Source organism: Helicobacter salomonis (genome assembly GCF_900197775.1).
Lineage (GTDB): Bacteria > Campylobacterota > Campylobacteria > Campylobacterales > Helicobacteraceae > Helicobacter > Helicobacter salomonis.
This window is the reverse complement of the sequence record NZ_FZMA01000020.1, coordinates 1-1,534: the sequence shown is the minus strand read 5'-3', so window position 1 is coordinate 1,534 and position 1,534 is coordinate 1. Positions and strand designations below refer to the sequence as shown.

1 rRNA gene is annotated in these 1,534 nt (G+C 50.7%); it reads left to right on the top strand.

The window, feature by feature from the left end:
- The first annotated feature begins 25 nt into the window (after nt 1–25).
- A 16S ribosomal RNA gene (locus C6H04_RS04215) occupies nt 26–1,525 on the top strand.
- The last annotated feature ends 9 nt before the right edge of the window (nt 1,526–1,534 follow it).

The window sequence follows — 1,534 nt, the reverse complement described above, 5'->3', positions numbered from 1 at the left end:
AGAGCCAGTTTAGGATAAACTTAACTTTATGGAGAGTTTGATCCTGGCTCAGAGTGAACGCTGGCGGCGTGCCTAATACATGCAAGTCGAACGATGAAGCCTAGCTTGCTAGGTGGATTAGTGGCGCACGGGTGAGTAACGCATAGATGACATGCCCTTTAGTTTGGGATAGCCACTAGAAATGGTGATTAATACCAAATACTACCCTACGGGGGAAAGATTTATCGCTAAAGGATTGGTCTATGTCCTATCAGCTTGTTGGTGAGGTAAAGGCTCACCAAGGCAATGACGGGTATCCGGCCTGAGAGGGTGAACGGACACACTGGAACTGAGACACGGTCCAGACTCCTACGGGAGGCAGCAGTAGGGAATATTGCTCAATGGGCGCAAGCCTGAAGCAGCAACGCCGCGTGGAGGATGAAGGTTTTAGGATTGTAAACTCCTTTTGTCAGAGAAGATAATGACGGTATCTGACGAATAAGCACCGGCTAACTCCGTGCCAGCAGCCGCGGTAATACGGAGGGTGCAAGCGTTACTCGGAATCACTGGGCGTAAAGAGTGCGTAGGCGGGGTTGTAAGTCAGATGTGAAATCCTATGGCTTAACCATAGAACTGCATTTGAAACTACAACTCTGGAGTGTGGGAGAGGTAGGTGGAATTCTTGGTGTAGGGGTAAAATCCGTAGAGATCAAGAGGAATACTCATTGCGAAGGCGACCTGCTGGAACAATACTGACGCTGATTGCACGAAAGCGTGGGGAGCAAACAGGATTAGATACCCTGGTAGTCCACGCCCTAAACGATGGATGCTAGTTGTTGGGGGGCTTTGTCCCCCCAGTAATGCAGCTAACGCCTTAAGCATCCCGCCTGGGGAGTACGGTCGCAAGATTAAAACTCAAAGGAATAGACGGGGACCCGCACAAGCGGTGGAGCATGTGGTTTAATTCGACGATACACGAAGAACCTTACCTAGGCTTGACATTGAAGGAATCTGCTAGAAATAGCGGAGTGTCTAGCTTGCTAGACCCTGAAAACAGGTGCTGCACGGCTGTCGTCAGCTCGTGTCGTGAGATGTTGGGTTAAGTCCCGCAACGAGCGCAACCCTCTTTCTTAGTTGCTAACAGGTTATGCTGAGCTCTCTAAGAATACTGCCTGCGTAAGCAGGAGGAAGGTGAGGACGACGTCAAGTCATCATGGCCCTTACGCCTAGGGCTACACACGTGCTACAATGGGGTGCACAAAGAGATGCAATGCCGCGAGGCTGAGCCAATCTTAAAAACATCTCTCAGTTCGGATTGCAGGCTGCAACTCGCCTGCATGAAGCTGGAATCGCTAGTAATCGCAAATCAGCCATGTTGCGGTGAATACGTTCCCGGGTCTTGTACTCACCGCCCGTCACACCATGGGAGTTGTGTTTGCCTTAAGTCAGGATGCTAAAGTAGCTACTGCCCACGGCACACACAGCGACTGGGGTGAAGTCGTAACAAGGTAACCGTAGGTGAACCTGCGGTTGGATCACCTCCTTTCTTAGAGAA